This is a genomic window from Pedococcus sp. 5OH_020, from assembly GCF_027812955.1.
GTDB lineage: Bacteria > Actinomycetota > Actinomycetes > Actinomycetales > Dermatophilaceae > Pedococcus.
The window spans coordinates 40,336-55,035 of the sequence record NZ_JAPYZV010000011.1 but is presented as its reverse complement, the minus strand read 5'-3'; the positions used below and the strand labels follow the sequence as shown (position 1 = coordinate 55,035).

The window sequence follows — 14,700 nt, the reverse complement described above, 5'->3', positions numbered from 1 at the left end:
AACCCGCGGCACAGGCGGGCGAGCCCAATCCGGGACAACTCCGACCGAACGGCCGACCTGTCGGGGTCCGGGCTGCCATGCCAGGGCGCAGGAAGAGCAAGGCCAAGACGTTCGCGTCACGACGGAGACCACGAGCCAGCCCATAGCGGTGGAGTGCCTCACTGGCGAAGGAATCCGACTCGCGACGCCCGAGATGCGGATCGCGAGGAGCGCTCTTCCTGAGACCTATCTCGTCTCCCTGGTCGGCTACGTGCGGTGCTGCGCAAGGTAAGAGCGAGCCAGCTCGGCGGGGGCGTGGACCAGCCACGCATCGAGCAATGCCTCTCGAAGGTCGGTTTCGCTCGCATTCGCCAGCTGCACCAGGACCGCCGGATACCCCTCGAAGTGCGGGATCGTGAACAGGTAACCGCGGTGTGCCTGGAGAAGCGACTCCTTGTCCTCAAGCCCATCGGTCACCAAGGCAAGGATGGGACCCTCGGGCACCGGATCGCCAGCGAAGCGCCTGATGTCGGCCTTGCTGAACGGACGCTCCCAGGCGAACACCTGGCCCGCCACCGCCCACGTGCGCTGGCCGTGCCTGACCCCTACGGAGGTCTGCGGCAGCATCGCCGCAAGCCGTTCGACGCCCCCGAGATCGGCCATCGTGCCAGCCTAGCGCCGCACGTGGTCAGTCGTCGTACTAGGCGTTGCTGTCCCAGACAACCTCGAAGAGGTGCCCGTCGGGATCGGTGAAGTAGCCGGAGTAGACGCCGAAGGGCCGCATGTGGGCCGGGGCGGTCAGCGTCGCGCCCGCGCGGCTGGCTTGCTCGAGCATCGCGTCGACCTCTTCTCGGGATGTGGCCGGGAGGCCGAGACTGAACTCGGTCGAGCTCGGGTGACCAGGTGGCAGGTTGGCATCTTTGGCTAGGTTCGTGCGCTCGTAGAGGCCGAGCTTCTGGCCACCCTCGAGGGTGACGAAGGCGATGGTCCCGTCCGCGCCGGTGACCTCATCGTGGAACTCGCCGCCCACCACTCCCTCAGTCGGCCAACCCAGCCCATCACGGTAGAAGCTCAGGGCCCGGTCGAGGTCATCGACACCCAGGGTGATGAAGAAGATCTGCGCTCGCATGCGGGGCTCCTGTCACGAGGGGAGGAATGACCGACGATTTTCGTGGTCGCCGTGCGAAAGGGAGGAGAACAGTCTGCCTCCCTTGGAGGACAGCGTCAGACCACTCCTGCTCCGGGTCTGCTCCAAGCGATCACGCCCCGCGAGGAGGGGGTAGGCGGCGGTGTGACTCATCAGCCTTCGTCTGCGGCAGTGTCCAGCCGCTGCGACAGAATCGGATGGTCGGAGGAGTCGTCGACCGTAAGCACGATGAGTGGACTGTGTTGGAGCATGTCCGGAACGTCCGTGCGACCCCATCGCCTGGCGGCCGCCTCGATGAAGGGCCGGCGTTCGCTGGGATCAGTGATGACTCGCGCCGTCGCGGGCACGTCCGCGATGACCGACTGCTTCAGGTGGATAGCGACGTGGGGGTCGGCTTCGATGTTGTAGATCCAGTCACGCGTACGGTCAGCCCGCGGCATCCCGGTAATGAACAGTTGGCCGTGGTCGTTGTGCAGGAAGATCTCGATGCGCCGCAGTTGGCCCGTCCGCCGGCCCGTCGTCGTCAGATCGATGACCTGACTCTTGTTCAACGCGGCCCGGGTGGCTTCATTCAAGAAACGCTCGGTGGCCATAACGCGATCCTCTCGACTGAACGGTCCCGGCCGTTCTCCCTGCGGGCAAGGACTTGTACCGGTACCCATGTGTGAACAGGTCCATGGCTCTCGTTAGTCCCTACGGACTGGGCAGCGGTCCAGAAACGGCGGTTAGACGCTTTCCGGTTCGCGGATGTCCGCACGTTCCGAACAGGATTGCGGCATGCCTGAGCCTCCAGTAGGTGGTGGCTGAAGAAGGTCAGTGGTGCTCACAACGAAGGGGCGCTTCATGACCAACGCACAGCGGTCGGGTCGCGGAGCTGGGACTCCAAGCGCTGCCCCAGACGCGACGTCCACGCAGAACCGGCACTTCGGCGCGTCTGCAGCCCGCTTGAAGGCGCTGGACCAAACCCTGCATAGTCCGGCCGGCCGACATCATCGTCGTGCCCACTGCTCCCTCGTGATCTCGAACCGGAAGCCACCACGCTCCGCGCCCTCGACGCCCTGCATGTCGTCAGGCGTCGGGAGCGTCTCGACGACGGACATGCCGACCTTCTCCATCACCTTCTGCGAGGCGACGTTCACGGCCATCGTCTCGCCCCATACCGTGTTGACGTCGAGTTCTGAGAAGCCCTTGTCCACAAGCGCCTTCGAGCCCTCGGTCGCGTACCCCTTGCCCCAAGCGTCCTGGCGGAGTCGGTACCCGAGTTCGACCTCGTCCTGCGGGCCCGTCGGCTCTGGGCGCAGCTGGAACCAGCCGATGAAGGCACCGGTCTCCTTCTCGTAGGCAGCGAACAGTCCGAACCGGCCGTTCCACCGCTCGTAGGTGTTGAGGACGCTCGGGATCACCTGATCGCGGACGAGGGCGGGCGGCAGCGTCGGCTCGCCACCGGTGAGGTAGCGCATCACTGCGGGGTCACTGTCCAGCTCGATCAGCAGGTCCGCGTCCTGCGCAGTGAACTGGCGCAGCACCAGGCGCTTGCTCTCGACGAAGTCGCTCATGGCTGAAGCATGCCCAAGATGGTTCGCATCGCCAAACGACTTTCGGTCGAGCCAGCCCTTCTGCGCAGGAGCAGCCCCCCTCGCGATCATGGGTTCCCGGGCTCTCGCAGGCAAGACTGCTGGGGCAGACAGACACGGAACACACGGCAGGGTCTGCCGCACAGACAGGTGACGCGAGGCGTTCAGCCCCCTAGCCCGCTCGCGGCGGTGTGACGCAGCACGTCGTCTGTCAGCGGGGTTCGCAGTGCAAGTGAAGGACCTTCGGCTACCGAGGTTCTACCCTTGTCGGTTAGCGCGCACCTATCATGCGCAGGGTGAGCGACAGTGGATACTTCGCCGCCTTGGCCGAGCCGCCCAGTCGGGCCGCCGTGCAGGACATCGTCGCGGTTGCTGAGCCGATCTTGGCGGTCTATCGACGCGGCGTGCCCCTTTACGACTTCCTGTCCGAGGTCGCCGACTCGACGCAAGTGGAGTTGGTCTTCTCATGTGATGCGTCCAGCGTGCGAGCCGCTGCCACCCTCCTGGCGACGCTCCAACTGGCTGTAGATGCGGCGACTACAACCGTCGAGTACGTAGAGGAGACCGAGTACAACGGGGGTGAGATCGACCATTCCTTGCTAGAGCAGTTTGCAGCCACGCCGCTCTTTGAGTTGGAGATCGTCGAATTGGCCAACGGCTCGATAAGGGGGCGTCTCAAATTCCTGAGAACACGCGATGGCCGGGGGAAGTTGCTCAACGTGGCGCTCATCGTGTCGATCGTGCTGAGCGCGGTCATCACGGTCATCCCAAGTCTCGTGATCACAGTCCTCGACGCCGCCAACGAGCTCACCCGCGACGAGAGGGACGCCAAAATCAGGCGCCTCGAGGAGGAGGTGACCGAGTTGCAGCGGGACGCTGCCCGGCAAGTCGCGAGCAACGTGGAACTCCGAAGCCGGATGGAACGCCTTGAGCACATCGACAATGTTTCGGCAATACGGAGCACAGAGGTCGTCGTGGAGTTGGAGGTCGCGGCATAACTCCTCGCCTTAGCGAGGGCGTTGAGCTGGCGGTTTGCTGGTCGTCCCGTATCTCGTTGGGGACTCTACGGGATTCGGGACGTGATGGCCGCTTGGCGATGGTTGCCCGTTTCCGAGGTCCTGGTGGGGGGCCGTTGATCCCATATCCGCCGGTCAGGTGAGCATCGGCATGGCCATGAGGGCGGCGCGTGGCGCAACGGCTCCCCTCAGCCATCCGGGTGCATAGGGAACTGGTGGAATGCCTTCGGCGCAGAACCCGGCCCGACCTGAGTTGAGCTCAGTGTCGATCATGCCGCGGCCCGGCAATATGGGTCGCCCATAACCAAGGTCAGGATGGTCCGCTGGCCGTGATGTGAGGCACCTTGGACCACCTGGGGGCGCGCCGAAGTGCCGACGACCGGAAGCGGGGTCCGCTGCGGGTGACTTACGCACGACGATGCTCCGCAAAGAAACCGCAGGCCAGCAGAGACTTCTGAACTGCCCCGCATCAGCGCGCGTCGACTGCGGACGTGGGTGCCGCCCTTAGAGTTTGACTGTGTCGAGGAAGAAGGATGGCCGCAGCCGAGGACGTGAGCCGCAGCGACGACACCCCACCTCACCACCGGTCGGCCAGTCGCAGGGGGCGCAGGAGCAGAAGCTGTTCCAGAGTCTGCGTGCGGCGTTGCGATCGAGTGAGCCCTTGGATCTACTGGCAATCGTCAGTGGGTTCCTCGAGGTCACCGATCCACGCAGCCGGGATCCGTTCGCACCGGACGAGCAGCGAACCAGTCTCGCGGATCTGGTCGAGTCCTTCATCGAGACGCCGTACGCCGAGACCACTGCCGCGCTGACCGCGGTCAGGGCTCTGGTCCCCGACGAAGTTCTTGCTGCCCGAATCGGACGCGGGCTCGAGGGTCGCCGGCACCCGATGCCGGACTGGCTGAGCGGGCTCGGCCGGGCCCAGATCGACCCAGAGGTGTGGTTCATGACCCACGTGCTCGGGGACGGGGACGACTACCTGATCGGCGTCACGCTGCCGTCGGGGCAGGCGCTGTCGGCGTTGGTGTACGTCGACCACAACATGGGCACGGTGGTGAAGGACGCGTTCGTGGTCCCCGAGGCGGTGCAGGACCTGGCGATCAAGATGGGGACGCTGATCGACGACGCGGACCAGTCGTTGACGCGCACTGATCCGGCCACGGCACGCGCGGTGATCGAGACAGCGATCGACTCCGGCTCCCGGCTCTACCCGCCGCTGTCGTCGGAGAGCTGGCCGATGTGCCGGCCGTTGGTGGAGTGGATGCTCCGGATGCTGCCGGCCGGAGGCGTGGTCCCGGAACGGAAGGAGTGGACGCAGGAGGGGACGGCCGCGGTGGCGGCCGAGTTCTTCGCCTCCCCGTTCGGCGCGGCTCTGGACGATGAGGAGCATCGCGGCCTGCTGCAGAGCGTGCTGTGGTTCTGCACCGGCAGCGCGACCGGGGACCCGTGGCGGTGGAGCCCAGTAACAGTGGAGATGCTGGTCGACTGGTTCCCGCGCAAGGTGATCGCCGAGCCGGCGCACATGGCGAAGCTGCCCGGCTTGGTGCGCGCCTACATCCGCTACTGCCACGACCGTGACCACATCCGCGGCGACCTCACCGAGGAAACTCTTGCGGCGGTTGACCGGTGGGAGCCGGAGTACCTGCAGCGGATCCGCGGCGACCGGCAGCAGGCGATTCCGGGTCTGGCCGAGGCGATCCTGCAGTCCGAGCGGGTCGAGCACCTCAGCGACGAGGAGGTCTACCTGGAGTACATCGCCGACGAGGTCGGCGGCGTCGAGACGCTGATGAGGCTCGACGCCCAGCCGCTCGCGGACGAGGAGTTCGATTGGAGCGGTATTGGCGAGGAGGTCAGGCCGACGGTGCAGGCGATCTTGGACGAGTGCGATGCCTGTGCCGACGCGATCCTGGACGTCGAGCACCGGACCGCGATGCGTCGCTTCCTCGCCACAGCCGCGAGCAATGACGCCGTCCTCTTTCGGCGAAAGGGTTCACCTGTTCGCGGCGCCGCGGCGGTGGCCTGGGTGATCGCCACGGCGAACCGCACCGTCGGTTCCTACCGGTCCACGATGACCGGCAAGGACCTGCTCGCCCACTTCGGGATCACCGGGTCGGTCTCGGACCGGGCCCACTCGCTCATCCGTGCAGCCGGGATCGACCACCGGCTGACCTATGGCTCGCTGCGAGTCGGTGATCCTCGGCTCCTGGTCTCCCGACGTCGCCGCGAGCTCATCGACGAGCGCGATCGGGCCCTCGGGGGGGACTGAGCGAGATGGACGACCGAGAAGCGCTGATGCGGCTGCCGTCACTCGCGTACCGGGGCGATGGTCGAGGCTGGTGACTGTCCTTGGCCAGGCGCCGTGGCCGACCGACTCCCTGCAGCTGATCGGCGACGCCCTGCTGGCAGCGATCTCCGACGGTATCGGCGATGCGCTTAGGCTCGCTCGCGCGTGTGTCAACGCCCTCGAAAAGCGGCGCTGGGAGGGTGACCACGAACTGGGCGCAGGCCCTGGCAGCGGCTCTGGGCGTCGGCCCGACCCCGATGCTTCGGCCGTTGCCGGTGGAGTTGGAGGAGCTCGCCTCCATCCTGGAGGGCGACCCTGTCTACGGCGGTGGCCGAATCGACGTCCGCACCGGGGAAGCGCCCGCGGCTGGTTGGCGGCTGAGGGCTACACGCCGGTGCGGCGGTCGGACTAACTCAGCGGCATCATGCACCGCAATTTCACTCCGACGTCGCTACGTCGGGGGTACGACGAGCGCGGGGTCGACGACTTCCTCGACCAAGTGGTCGAGACCCTCCTCTACTAGGAGCAAGTGTCCAGCCCGGTCCGCAGGCACCCGCCTCATTAGCCAGGCCGGAGCCCGAAGGCCTCGCGGGCCGAGCCACGCGCTGGCTTCGAGGTGACCCGGCGTGCGGAAATCCGTTTCTCACAGATGCTCCGTCGCTACGGACTCGCGGCGGAAAGGGCTATGTCGCCTACGGCCCACGCGAGTGCGTCAGCAACCGCGGCGGCCTGCATATCGATCGGCGACTAAACCCGGCGGGCAGGTGGTCACCCGACTACTCGGAGCTCATGGCGGCGCAGGGTTGTGAGCCTGCCGCAACGTTCAGGAATCCGGAGGGGACCAGAACGCACCCGTGAGGACGCCGGTGGCGCGTCGCTTTGGTCACGGTATGCATCGTGCTAGCGAAAAAGCGATCGAAGCACTTACCAAGTCACTCGCCGGTGATCCCGTCGAGAGCCTCGCGAAGCAGGTCCGCGTGTCCGTTGTGACGCGCATACTCCTCGATCATGTGCAGGTAGATCCAGCGGATGTCCCGAGTGCGCTCCGGGTGGTCGCCACGGCTCGGCACGACCATGTCGAGAGGCTTGTCGGCTACCGCTTCACGGGCCGCCTCAATCTCCCGTCCATACGCCTCCAGGTTGCTCTTGGCGTCGGCACTCGCGGTCGCGAGAAAGTCGGCGCCATTCTGGTCCGGGTCGTAGGGGAAATCAAGGGTCTCACCATTGGCATGCATCCGAAACCACCAGCGCTCGACCTCCGTTACATGCCGCACCAGTCCCAGCAGCGACAGGGTCGAGGGCGGCACCGCCTGTTCCTTCAACTGCGGCGCAGTCAGGCCGGCGCACTTCATCAACAGCGTCATCCGGTGGTAGTCGAGGAACTGCTCGAGGGCGGCACGTTCGCCGCCGATCCGGTCCGGCTCGACACGCTTGACGTTAGGGGCTGTCCACTCGTTGTCCACGACATCCGACCCAACCACACTCGGCGGGCGTGCGGGCGTGCGGGCGTGCGGGCGGCGTCCGGCCCCAGGCCGCGGCCAGCTACGCATCCGGCGCCCCACTCGGCCGGCGAGAGAGCCGGGACAAGTCACCCTGTCGGTCAGCTGCTGCCAGACCTTGCGAGGCGAAATGGTCGCCCTTCGGCCGTGGATGAGTTGGTGCGCCCTGTGGTGAGAGACGTGGAGTCCCTCACAGATGTCACGCATTGCCGCGATGCTCAACATTGCCGCCAGGCTGCGTGTTCCCTCGGCGTGGGACGTCGAGACGACCAGCACCGTGGTGGTGCTGCGGACCTTGGCTCCTCGCGCGCACGCGATGTTGAAGGAGGCAGGTGAGCTGCAAAGGGGCGATCTTGGCCATCATCCGCAGTTGGCGCCCTCACCTGCTCGAGGAGTTCGGCCCCGGACCGATCGTCGCGGCCACGGTGTTGTGCGCGTGGTCCCGCCCCGGCCGCGTCCATTCCGAGGCGGCGTTCGCGATGCTCGCCGGCGTGGCACCTATCCCCGCGAACAGCGGCCAGGTCACCACGCGGTACCGGCTGAACCGGTTTGGGGAGGCAGCTCAACACGGTACTCCACACCATCGTCCAGATCCGGATCCAGTACCAACCAGCCGCACGTGACTACGTCGCTCGGTCGAACCGCTGAGGGAAAGACCAGCCGCGAGATCAAACGCTGCCTGGCTCGCTACGTCGCACGCGACCTCTACCGCCTGCTGAAACGCGGGCCGCAGCTGCTTGACGAAGCATGGGAGCGTCGCCCATCCGGATCGCGGCCTGCTGGGTGTTTGGATTGCACCGGTAGGAGCGTTCAGCTCAGGGGATCCTCCGCTTCGTCGGCCGCCGTCAGTTCACGTCCCAGCTGGGACGTGAACTGCGGCTTCGCGCGTGTGCACTGGCCGAGGGCTGAGGGTGGTGACGCTGACCCCTGCCGCCAGGAGCAGGACGCCGGTGGCGACGGCTAGGGCGGTGCCGTACCCCGCAGACAGGGCTGTGGCCGGGGCGGCCTGAGCGTACTGGGTGCCGGTGGCGACGGTGGCCGCTACGCCGGCCAGGACCGCCAGACCCAAGGCGAGGCCGATCTGCTGGGCGGAGTTGAGCAGGGCTGAAGCGATGCCGGCCTAGCCCGCCGGTTCTCACAGCAGTTGCGCGGCGATCCCCCGGGCCTGGAAGTCGGCCCACTGCGCGAGCGACCACCCGAATCCGTTGACGAGGGTGTCGTAGAGCTCGGGCGTGAGGTAGGCGACGAGGACGTCGCGTGCCTGCTCGACCGTCACGCCCGCGCGCAGGTGCGGAGCGAGCGCCTCGGCGTTGTGCGCCATCCGCAGGAGCGTGAGTTCCCGGACCTCCTCCAGGAGCCGCGCGAGGTCGGGGTCGGCGCTGGCCGCGGCGCGTGCCATGATCAGCAGCGGCGCCCCCCTCCGGACGACGTCGCGGCCGATGGTCGTCCACGCGGCGATGATGGCGCGCGGGTCGCCCGACGCCGCGGCCGCGGCCCGATCCGAGCGGTGCTCCGCCGGCTCGGGCTCCATTCCCTCGAGGGCCTCCTCGATCAGCGCCCGGACCAGGCCCGTCTTGCCGCCGAACGACTTGTAGATCGTCTCGACGGAGACCCCCGCACCTTCGGCCACCGCGGCGACGGTCGTCACGGCATACCCGTGCACGAGGAACAGGTCGGCGGCGGTGTCGAGCACGCGCCGCCGGCGTCCCGCAGCGGCCGCCCGGCGCCGGCTCATGTCGTAGGTCCGGCGGCCCTTGACATCGCTCATGGGCGGGCGGACCATCCTATCCATTGGTTGCAATTGACTGTAACCAATGCTATCCCAAGCACCAGGAGACCCGCCGTGACCACCCAGAACCCCCCAGCGCAGCGAACACCGCAGGCCGTCGTCGCCCATCTGGTCGAGCGCACGAACGCTCACGACCTCGACGGCCTGGTCGCCTGATTCGCTCCCGACTACGTCCTGACGAACCCCGTGCATCCCTCCCGCAGCTTCGTCGGCATCGCCCCCGTGCGCTCGAACTGGGAGAAGTTCTTCGCCGCGATCCCGGACATCCACATCACCGTGTCGCGCACCGCCTGCGACGGCGAGGAGGTGTGGGTCGAGCAGTCCATGACCGGCACCCGCCTCGGCGGAGCCGCCCACGACCTGCGCGGCGTCATGGTGCTTACCGTCCGCGACGGTCTCGTCCGGGCCAACTCGTTCTACGTCGAGCCCGTCGAGCGCGCTGGGCTCACCAACGACGAGACGATCCGGATGTACGTGGGGGGGCAGCCATGATCGTCGTGGTCGGCGGGACCGGCCGCCTGGGTCACCTCGTCGCCGAGCGCCTCCACCACGACGGCGAGCCGGTCCGAGTGGTCGCCCGCCACCCCCACCGCGATGCCAACTCGTTGCCCGGGGTCGACCTGGTCAGTGCCGACGTCCGCGACCCTCGCACGCTCACCGCCCCGCTGGCCGGCGCCGACGTCGTCGTCTCCGCGGTGCACGGCCTCGACCCTGCGGCGGGCCAGTCCCCCGCGGCGGTCGACCGCGACGGGAACGCCAACCTCGTCCGGGCGTCCCTCGACGCGGGAGCTGCTGTCGTCCTCGTGTCCGTGGTGGGCGCAGGTCCCGACAGCCCCCTGGAGATCGCGAGGATGAAGTGGGCGGCCGAGGAGCAGCTCCGAGCGAGCGGTGCGCCGTGGACCATCGTGCGCGCGACCGCCTTCCTCGAGCTGTGGACCGAGCTCCTACGGACTACGGCCGCCAGATCCGGCGTGCCGACCGTCTTCGGCCGAGGGACGAACACCGTCAACTTCGTACCTGTGCGGCGGGTTGCCCTCGCCGTCGCGCGGGCAGCCACCGACCCGTCCCTTCGCGGCAAGGTCATCGAGGTGGGCGGCCCCGAGAACCTCAGCCTGACCGAGCTCGCCACCCAGGTCAGCGGTGGCCGGCCACCCCGGCACGTGCCGCGGGCGGTCCTACGAGCCGTCTCGGTCCTGGCCGCCCCCGTCCGCCCGGGGCAGGCCCGGCTCGTCCGGCAGGCGCTGGCCATGGACTCGGCACCCTTGACGTTCGACGCCGGACCGAGCCTCGCGCAGTACCCGTGGCTGCGCAGCACGGATGCCGACGCCCAAGCTTGAGCACCCTCCGCCCCGGCAACTGTCGCGGAACCATGACCCGTCACGACCCCAGCATGGGCGGGCGCATCTGCACGGTGAGGCGCTGCGCGAGAGGCTGCCTGGCATCGAGATCAGCGTCGACAACGTCCGGCGCCGCACGGTGCGACCGTAGATGTTCCGGTAGCGCCCCGACAAGCTGGCTCCGACGACCGCCACGATGCCTAGACCCAAACGACCCGCGAGCGAACCGGCGTCGGTCGACCCGGGCCTCCCCGAGGCGATTGGGGGACCTCGGCTGGGTGGAGCGCATTCTTGGCCGTGCGTCACAGTGGGCGGAATGGGGCGCTAGCCGCGACACCTCAGTTGCGACTCCGGACACAACGGTGGCCCGGAGCAATAACGCTCCGAGCCACCCTTGGTGTCGAGCAGGTCAGCTGCAGCCGCTTGTGCTTCCGCAGCCTTCGCAGACGTAGCACGAGCCGGCGGGACGCATCTTCGTTCCGCAGGTCATGCACATCGGCGCGTCGGCGGAGATGCCCTGGAACCTCTCCATGAGCTCAGCGGAGGAGTGCACGTCCACTGAAACCTCGCGGGCGCTGGCGGCACCGGCACCTGACTTCACGGCGTCGGCATCGAGCGACTTGCCACCCACCGCAGCCTCGGACGCCTTGGCGACCGGTGCCTTCGTGACAGGCGCGGACTGTTGGAAGTTCTCCAGCTCGTCCTCGATCTCCTCGTCCGACTCGCCATCAGACTCCGTGGCCGTGTACGAACCAGTCTCCAGCTGGCGAGCGCGCTCCTCCGCGGTGTGGATGCCCATGAAGGACCGCGTCTCGAAGTCCAGGTGGTCCAGCGCCAGGCGACGGAACACGTAGTCCATGATCGACTGCGCCATCCGCACATCCGGGTCGTCGGTGAGACCGGCAGGCTCGAACCGCAGGTTGGTGAACTTCTCCACGAAGGTCTCCAACGGCACGCCGTACTGCAGGCCGATCGACACGGCGATCGAGAAGGCGTCCATCACACCGGCCAGCGTCGACCCCTGCTTCCCGAACTTCAGGAAGATCTCGCCCAGGTCGCCGCTCTCGTAAGTGCCGGCAGTGAGGTACCCCTCCGCGCCACCCACGGCGAACGACGTGGTCTGCGAGGTCCGGCGCTTCGGCAGACGCTTGCGCACCGGTCGGTACTCGACCACCTTCTCGACCTTGGCCTCGCCGGCCGCCTTGTCGGCTGCGGCATCCTTGGCGGTCGAGCCACCATCGGACAGCGGCTGGCCGACTTTGCAGTTGTCCCTGTAGACGGCTATCGCTTTGAGGCCGAGCTTCCAGCCCTGAAGGTGGACGTCCTCGATCTCCTCGACCGTGGCCGTCTCCGGCAGGTTGACCGTCTTCGAGATCGCACCGGACAGGAACGGCTGGACCGCCGCCATCATCCGCACGTGGCCCATGGCCGAGATTGCCCGAGCACCCATGGCCGTGTCGAAGACCTCGTAGTGCTCCGGCTTCAGACCCGGGGCGTCGATGACGTGACCCTTGTCGGCGATGTACTCGACGATCGCCTCGATCGTCTCCCCGGTGTAGCCGAGCTTCTTGAGCGCGCGCGGAATGGTCAGGTTGACGATCTGCATCGACCCGCCGCCGACGAGCTTCTTGAACTTCACCAGCGAGAAGTCGGGCTCGATGCCGGTGGTGTCGCAGTCCATCATGAAGCCGATGGTGCCGGTCGGCGCGAGCACCGACGCCTGCGCGTTGCGGTAGCCGTGCTTCTCGCCCAGCTTGACGACGTCGTCCCACGCCTTCGTGGCGACCTGGTGGATCCCGCGGTCCATCGAGTCCAGGGGGCGGATCGCGTCGTTGGCCGCCTGGTGCTTGCGCATCACGCGCTTGTGGGCGTCGGCGTTGCGGGCGTACCCGGCATACGGGCCGACAACGCCGGCAATCTCGGCGGACCGCTTGTAGGCCGCACCGGTGAGCAGCGAGGTGATCGACGCAGCGAGCGAACGCCCGCCCTCTGAGTCGTAGCCGTGACCCGTCGCCATGAGCAGCGCACCTAGGTTCGCGTAGCCGATGCCGAGCTGGCGGTAGTCGCGCGTCGTCTGACCGATCGCCTCGGTCGGGAAGTCCGCGAAGCAGATGGAGATGTCCATCGCGGTGATGACGAGCTCGGCGACCTTCTGGAAGGTCTTGGCGTCGAACGTGTCGTCGTCCTTGAGGAACTTCAGCAGGTTGAGCGACGCGAGGTTGCAGGAGGAGTTGTCGAGCGACATGTACTCCGAGCAGGGGTTGGACGCGGTGATGCGGCCGGTCTCGGGGTTGGTGTGCCAGTCGTTGATGACGTCGTCGTACTGCAGGCCCGGGTCCGCGCACTCCCACGCCGCCTCCGCGATCTTCCGGAACAGCTCGCGGGCGTCGACCTCCTCGATGACCTCTCCGGTCTGGCGGGCGCGCAGCCCGAACGTCGTGCCTGCCTCCACCGCCTTCATGAACTCGTCCGAGACGCGGACCGAGTTGTTCGCGTTCTGGTACTGGACGGAGGTGATGTCCTTGCCGCCGAGGTCCATGTCGAAGCCGGCGTCACGCAGCGCGCGGATCTTGTCCTCCTCGCGCGCCTTGGTCTCGACGAACTCGAGGATGTCGGGGTGGTCGACGTCGAGCACCACCATCTTGGCCGCGCGACGGGTCGCACCACCGGACTTGATGGTCCCGGCGGAGGCGTCGGCGCCACGCATGAACGAGACCGGGCCTGACGCCGTGCCACCGGAGGACAGCAGCTCCTTGGACGAGCGGATCCGGGAGAGGTTGAGGCCGGCACCGGAGCCGCCCTGGAAGATCTTGCCCTCTTCCTTGTACCAGTTGAGGATCGAGTCCATCGAGTCGTCGACCGCCAGGATGAAGCAGGCGGACACCTGCTGCGGCGAGGCCGTCCCCACGTTGAACCACACGGGCGAGTTGAAGCTGAACACCTGGTGCAGCAGGGCGTAGGTCAGCTCATGCTCGAAGATCTCGGCGTCCTCCGCAGTCGCGAAGTACCCGTGGTCCTTGCCCGCCTTGACGTAGGTCAGGACGACCCGGTCGATCAGCTGGCGCAGGCTCTGCTCACGCCTGTCGCTGCCGAGCGCGCCGCGGAAGTACTTGGTCGTGACGATGGTGGAGGCGTTGACCGACCAGAAGTCGGGGAACTCGACGCCCCGCTGCTCGAAGATCGTCTCACCCGTCTTCCAGTTCTGCTGGACGACGTCGCGCTTCTCCCACGTCACCTCGTCATAGGGGTGCACACCAGGGGTGGTGTAGATCCGCTCGACGGTGACGCCGACAGCGCCCTTGCCTGAGGAACCCTTGCGAGCACCTGCACGTGCTCCGGCGGTCTCTGTCATTGGTGGTGGCCTCCCTAGCCCCTGGTGATGGTCTCTATGGTTTCAAAGGGCACTGACAGTGCCCCTGCCGCTCTGGTGGTGTGCCGTGATGCTGTGGTGGTGCGGCTGTGATGCTCTGGTGATGCGGCAGGCAGAGCTGCCGGGGGACCTAGCCCGGCGGCAAACCCGCCTTGGTCTGTGGTCGCGAGGGCTCCCTGCCGGTGGCCTCACGCTCGGCGCGCAGCAAGGTGATCGCGGCCTCGAAGTCCTCAAGGCTGTCGAAGGCCTGGTAGACCGAGGCGAACCGCAGGTAGGCGACCTCGTCGAGCTCGCGCAGCGGCCCGAGGATGGCCAGACCGACCTCGTGCGCCTCGACCTCCGCCTGCCCCTGTTGACGGATGCACTCCTCCACGCGCTGGGCCAGCAGCGCGAGGTCGTCCTCGGTCACCGGCCGGCCCTGGCAGGCCTTTCGGACGCCGACGAGGATCTTGGCCCGGCTGAACGGCTCGCTCGCGCCGGAGCGCTTGGTCACCGTCAGGCTCGCGGTCTCGATGGTGGTGAAGCGGCGTCCACACTCCGGGCACTGGCGACGCCGGCGGATCGAGCTGCCGTCGTCGGTCGTGCGGGAGTCCATCACGCGGGAGTCGGTGTGCCGGCAGAACGGACAGTGCATGGCTTCCTCCCTCTCGTGAGGCGCTCCCAGCCCCTTCTGGGGACCGAGCTGTGGACCTGGTGGGGACAACG

At 67.4% G+C, this 14,700-nt stretch carries 14 protein-coding genes and 1 pseudogene; 6 read left to right on the top strand and 9 right to left on the bottom strand.

The features are described from left to right. Nucleotides 1-246: 246 nt before the first annotated feature. The 4 genes from PHA84_RS18050 to PHA84_RS18035 all read right to left on the bottom strand — a co-directional run bounded on the left by PHA84_RS18050 (nt 247) and on the right by PHA84_RS18035 (nt 2,682). Complete coding sequence (locus PHA84_RS18050) at nt 247-642, bottom strand: hypothetical protein (RefSeq protein WP_270889533.1); 396 nt, start codon at nt 640-642, stop codon at nt 247-249. 37 nt (nt 643-679) lie between these two features. Further along, the gene (locus tag PHA84_RS18045) at nt 680-1,108 is read right to left on the bottom strand and encodes a VOC family protein (RefSeq protein WP_270889532.1); all 429 of its coding nucleotides are present in this window, start codon (nt 1,106-1,108) and stop codon (nt 680-682) included. 170 nt (nt 1,109-1,278) lie between these two features. Continuing rightward, nucleotides 1,279-1,719 carry a nitroreductase family deazaflavin-dependent oxidoreductase gene (locus tag PHA84_RS18040; protein WP_270889531.1) on the bottom strand — a complete coding sequence of 147 codons (441 nt, stop codon included), beginning with the start codon at nt 1,717-1,719 and terminating at the stop codon, nt 1,279-1,281. 396 nt (nt 1,720-2,115) lie between these two features. Further along, the gene (locus PHA84_RS18035) at nt 2,116-2,682 is read right to left on the bottom strand and encodes a GNAT family N-acetyltransferase (protein WP_270889530.1); all 567 of its coding nucleotides are present in this window, start codon (nt 2,680-2,682) and stop codon (nt 2,116-2,118) included. A gap of 314 nt (nt 2,683-2,996) precedes the next feature. Between PHA84_RS18035 and PHA84_RS18030 the strand changes: the two genes are divergently transcribed. From PHA84_RS18030 to PHA84_RS18020, 3 genes are all read left to right on the top strand, one after another. Then, nucleotides 2,997-3,698, top strand: a complete 702-nt coding sequence (locus tag PHA84_RS18030; RefSeq protein WP_270889529.1) for a hypothetical protein — start codon at nt 2,997-2,999, stop codon at nt 3,696-3,698. A gap of 535 nt (nt 3,699-4,233) precedes the next feature. Next, nucleotides 4,234-5,982 (top strand): hypothetical protein, encoded by a 1,749-nt coding sequence (locus PHA84_RS18025; protein ID WP_270889528.1) that lies wholly within the window; start codon nt 4,234-4,236, stop codon nt 5,980-5,982. A 442-nt stretch (nt 5,983-6,424) separates the two neighbouring features. Continuing rightward, nucleotides 6,425-6,523 (top strand): DivIVA domain-containing protein, encoded by a 99-nt coding sequence (locus tag PHA84_RS18020; protein WP_270889527.1) that lies wholly within the window; start codon nt 6,425-6,427, stop codon nt 6,521-6,523. 409 nt (nt 6,524-6,932) lie between these two features. Here the strand turns inward: PHA84_RS18020 and PHA84_RS18015 are convergent, their stop codons facing one another. Then, nucleotides 6,933-7,463, bottom strand: a complete 531-nt coding sequence (locus tag PHA84_RS18015) for a DinB family protein (protein ID WP_270889526.1) — start codon at nt 7,461-7,463, stop codon at nt 6,933-6,935. Nucleotides 7,464-7,831: 368 nt separating this feature from the next. On the opposite strand from PHA84_RS18015, the gene PHA84_RS20855 reads away from it, so the two are divergent. Further along, complete coding sequence (locus PHA84_RS20855; RefSeq protein ID WP_442952931.1) at nt 7,832-8,122, top strand: transposase; 291 nt, start codon at nt 7,832-7,834, stop codon at nt 8,120-8,122. Nucleotides 8,123-8,349: 227 nt separating this feature from the next. Here PHA84_RS20855 and PHA84_RS18010 read toward each other — a convergent pair whose 3' ends face one another. Continuing rightward, nucleotides 8,350-8,568, bottom strand: coding sequence for a hypothetical protein (locus PHA84_RS18010; protein WP_270889525.1), 219 nt, complete (start codon nt 8,566-8,568; stop codon nt 8,350-8,352). A gap of 66 nt (nt 8,569-8,634) precedes the next feature. Continuing rightward, nucleotides 8,635-9,267, bottom strand: a complete 633-nt coding sequence (locus PHA84_RS18005) for a TetR/AcrR family transcriptional regulator (RefSeq protein WP_270889524.1) — start codon at nt 9,265-9,267, stop codon at nt 8,635-8,637. A gap of 189 nt (nt 9,268-9,456) precedes the next feature. On the opposite strand from PHA84_RS18005, the pseudogene PHA84_RS18000 reads away from it, so the two are divergent. After that, nucleotides 9,457-9,780 (top strand): annotated as a pseudogene (locus PHA84_RS18000) (nuclear transport factor 2 family protein); the annotation flags it as partial. Continuing rightward, entirely contained in the window at nt 9,777-10,625 is an 849-nt protein-coding gene (locus PHA84_RS17995) for an SDR family oxidoreductase (protein WP_270889523.1), read from the top strand. The pseudogene PHA84_RS18000 and the gene PHA84_RS17995, both read left to right, overlap by 4 nt. Nucleotides 10,626-11,034: 409 nt before the next feature. On the opposite strand, the gene PHA84_RS17990 is transcribed toward PHA84_RS17995, so the two are convergent. Together PHA84_RS17990 and nrdR are read right to left on the bottom strand one after the other, a co-directional pair. Continuing rightward, entirely contained in the window at nt 11,035-13,977 is a 2,943-nt protein-coding gene (locus tag PHA84_RS17990; protein WP_270889522.1) for a vitamin B12-dependent ribonucleotide reductase, read from the bottom strand. A 148-nt stretch (nt 13,978-14,125) separates the two neighbouring features. Beyond that, nucleotides 14,126-14,629, bottom strand: coding sequence for a transcriptional regulator NrdR (nrdR, locus tag PHA84_RS17985; RefSeq protein WP_270889521.1), 504 nt, complete (start codon nt 14,627-14,629; stop codon nt 14,126-14,128). Nucleotides 14,630-14,700: the final 71 nt, after the last annotated feature.